Genomic DNA, 3,063 nt, shown 5'->3' with positions numbered 1-3,063 from the left:
CACCTTCTCGCGGCGAAACCCACCTTCTCGCGGCGAAACCCACCTTCTCGCGCTTGAGGCGAAGGTGCGGGCGGCTAGACCTCTGGCGCCACGACCTGCCGGCCCCGCACGAACACCCCCGTGATGGATGCCTCGCGCATGCCCATCAGCAGGGAGAAGAGGTGCGACCGGGGTCCGCCGTCGGCCGCGACCTCCATCGCGAGGGCGAAGCCGGGCTGAGCGGACGGGTCGACGATCACGAAGTCCGCGTCCTTGCCGGTGTCGAAGTTGCCGAAGTGCTGCTCCTGGTCCAGCGCCCGCGCCCCGGCGAGGGTGCCGAGGAACAGCAGCTGCGCCGGGTCGATCGCGGTCGAAGAGTCGCCCGGCTCGCTCATGTGCACCTTGAAGCAGTCGTTCAGCACCCGCGGGATGAGCCATTCGTCGCCGGCCCCGATGTCGGTGCCGATCGCGATCGTCGTGCCCGAGGCCGCGGTGCGCTGCCACGGCATGGTGCCGCTGCCGAGGAACAGCTGCGAGGTCGGGCAGTGCGCGATCGACGACCCGGTCTCGGCGAGCCGATGCAGCTCCCGGTCGGTGCAGTGCACGGCGTGGGCCAGGATGCTGCGACGCCCGAGCAGGCTGTCACCGCTCGTGCGCGACCCGGGCAGGCAGCGCCCGTCGTAGGTGTCGAGGTACGTGTCCACGCCGTACCGCTCCCGCACCGACGCGATCTCGCCGTCGCCGGGCCGGTCGTTCTCGTTCAGGTGGGAGTGGAAGTACACCCCGTCGCCGCGCACGTCCGCATACAGATCGCCGAGGCGGCCGAGGGTCTCGCGCGTCACCGACAGGCTGAATCGCGGCACGAGGGCGACCTGGGCCAGGGCGGTGCGCGGATCGGATGCCGCTTCGCCGGCATCCCGCCCGTGCCAGCGCGCGATCTCGTCGCGGGCGAGCCCGATCGCGGCGTCCTCGCTGGTGATCAGCGCGGCGGCGCTGGGAGGACCCACGGTCTGGATGCCGCGACCGCTCACGACGCGCAGACCGGCATCCAGCGTCCGCGTGAAGAGCGCGTCCTGCGCTTCGGGGAACGCCGAGCCGAACACGAGTGCCGAGGTCGTGCCGGCCGAGATGCGCCGCCGCACGAACTCCGCGGCCACCAGGTCGGCGAACACCGGGTCGGCCAGGCGCGATTCGGCGGGGAAGACGCGCCGCTCGAGCCACTCGAGCAGCTCGCCGCCGCCGAACTGGTCGGTGGTGAGCGTCTGCGGAAGGTGCAGGTGGGTGTCGACGAAGCCGGGCAGCAGGCACGCGCCGGTGAGCACGACCTCCTGGTCGGCGAGGGATGCCGGCAGCAACGCCCACGCCCCGGCATAGGCGATGCGGCCCGAGGCGTCGACGGCGAGTGCGCCGTCGGGCTCCGAGACGAGCGCGTCGGCCGCGCCGTCGAGCGACGGGCTGCCCGACACATGGAGCAGATGGCCCCGATAGATCGTCACCGCGACTCCTCCTGGCGGTCGTACGGTCAGACGAACGCGGGCAGATCGAGCCAGGCGTCGGGGGCCGCGGCCGCGCCGTCGCGCGTGATGGTGCCTTCGATCAGGCCGTAGGGGCGATCGGCGGCGTAGAAGACCTCGCCGGGGTTCTCGAGCCCGAAAGGGGCGAGGTCCGAGAGGAAGTGGTGCTTGTTGGGCATCGCGAAGCGCACCTCGGCGATCTCGGGCCGCGCTTGGATCGCGGCCTTGCCCATCGCGAACAGGGTCTGCTGGAGCGCAAGCGAGTGCACTGCCGCGAAGGTCGACAGCAGCACGGCCGACACTTCGGCATAGAGGCCGTTGTAGTCGATGCCGGCTTCGACGGCTTCGGGCAGGAACCGCCAGCGCCCGGTGACCGACGTCGCCATGATGCGGTCGTCGGTCTCTGCGAGCGTCGTGTAGCGGTCGCGGGGGAATCCGGAGAACTCGCTGCCGGTGGACTTGAGCACCGTGAGGTCCTTCACGCCTCCGATGACATGCGTCGCGCCGTCGATCACCTGCACGGCAGCGAGGCGTGTGCCCTGGCCCTTGCGCACGAACGAGTGGTCGTGCGGCCGGCCGTCGACCACGATGCGCTGCCACTCGTACTGCTCGGCCTGCCAGAGCCCGCCCTCGATCCAGTCGAAGCCGCTCACGAAGTGCTCCGAGAGCTTGAGCAGATACTCTTCGGCCGACGGGATGCCGTGCTGCTTCGCGAACGCGAACGCGGTGTTCTTCTGAGTGTCCGTCGCCACGACCAGGGCGTTGTCGCCGGTCAGGTACGAGTCGATCAGGGCCGCGCCGCGAAGCTGCGAGCTGACGTTGAGGTCGACGATCTCGTGGCGGGGGGTGTCGCGGTAGATGCGCACCACCCGGTTCTCGGCCTTGCCGTATTTGCTGGCGCCCAGGCTGACGGACACGTCACTCATGGTCTAGCTCCCTCGGTAGGTCGAATACGCGAACGGGCTGAGCAGCAGCGGCACGTGCAGGTGCCGTGGGGACTCGGGCCCGCCGGCGTCTTCGACGGTGAACGTGACAGTGACGAGCGGATAGAAGGCGGGCATGCCGCGGTCGGCGAAGTAGGCTCCGGTGCCGAAGGTGATCCCGTACACACCGGGCTCCAGCACGTCGGGGCCGAGGGCGAGTCGGCCGTCGAGGTCGGTGGTTCCCTGCGCGATCGGCTCGGCGCCTCCGCCGGGGAGGTGCCGGACGAGCGAAACCACGACGTGCGGAGCGGGCCTTCCGGCGGTGGCGTCCAGAACGTGCGTGGTGAAGTGGCTCATGAGGCGATCCTCTCCCCCGGACCATCGCTGAGGGAAGCCCGCAGCCGCAGGATCGCGATCTCGGCGAGCTGACTGAGCGCCTCGGTGGTCTCGGTGTCGTCGTCGTTCTCGATCCGCCGACGCAGCTCGGCGAGGATCTGCTCGGGCGAGCGCCCCGCGGCGCGGATCAGGAACACCCGTCCGAAGCGCTGCTCATACGCGGCATTGCCGGCCGCGATCGCGGCGGTCACGCCGGCCGCGGCATCCGTCATCGACGCCTGCTCGCGACGAGATGCCGCCGCTTCTGCGCC

4 protein-coding genes are annotated in these 3,063 nt (G+C 70.5%); all 4 read right to left on the bottom strand.

Annotation, left to right across the window (positions count from 1 at the left end; genetic code table 11):
* Positions 1–74: 74 nt before the first annotated feature.
* Entirely contained in the window at positions 75–1,475 is a 1,401-nt protein-coding gene (locus QZV84_RS03440; RefSeq protein WP_292825328.1) for an amidohydrolase family protein, read from the bottom strand.
* A 26-nt stretch (positions 1,476–1,501) separates the two neighbouring features.
* On the bottom strand, positions 1,502–2,419 hold the full coding sequence (pucL, locus tag QZV84_RS03435) for a factor-independent urate hydroxylase (protein ID WP_292825325.1): 918 nt from the start codon (positions 2,417–2,419) through the stop codon (positions 1,502–1,504).
* 3 nt (positions 2,420–2,422) lie between these two features.
* Positions 2,423–2,773 carry a hydroxyisourate hydrolase gene (gene uraH, locus QZV84_RS03430; RefSeq protein ID WP_292825321.1) on the bottom strand — a complete coding sequence of 117 codons (351 nt, stop codon included), beginning with the start codon at positions 2,771–2,773 and terminating at the stop codon, positions 2,423–2,425.
* The coding region (locus QZV84_RS03425) for a 2-oxo-4-hydroxy-4-carboxy-5-ureidoimidazoline decarboxylase (protein WP_292825318.1) at positions 2,770–3,063 on the bottom strand (294 nt) is incomplete at its 5' end. The genes QZV84_RS03425 and uraH, both read right to left, overlap by 4 nt.

It is taken from the genome of Microbacterium sp. (assembly GCF_011620715.1).
In the GTDB taxonomy this organism is placed as follows: Bacteria; Actinomycetota; Actinomycetes; order Actinomycetales; family Microbacteriaceae; genus Microbacterium.
Note: the sequence above shows the minus strand (reverse complement) of the source record. Positions and strands in the feature narration are given on the sequence as shown.

Bases quoted from the DNA above. Each gene is read 5' to 3' on its own strand.
- pucL (WP_292825325.1), bottom strand. From the start codon at position 2,419: ATGAGTGACGTGTCCGTCAGCCTGGGCGCCAGCAAATACGGCAAGGCC.
- uraH (WP_292825321.1), bottom strand. From the start codon at position 2,773: ATGAGCCACTTCACCACGCACGTTCTGGACGCCACCGCCGGAAGGCCC.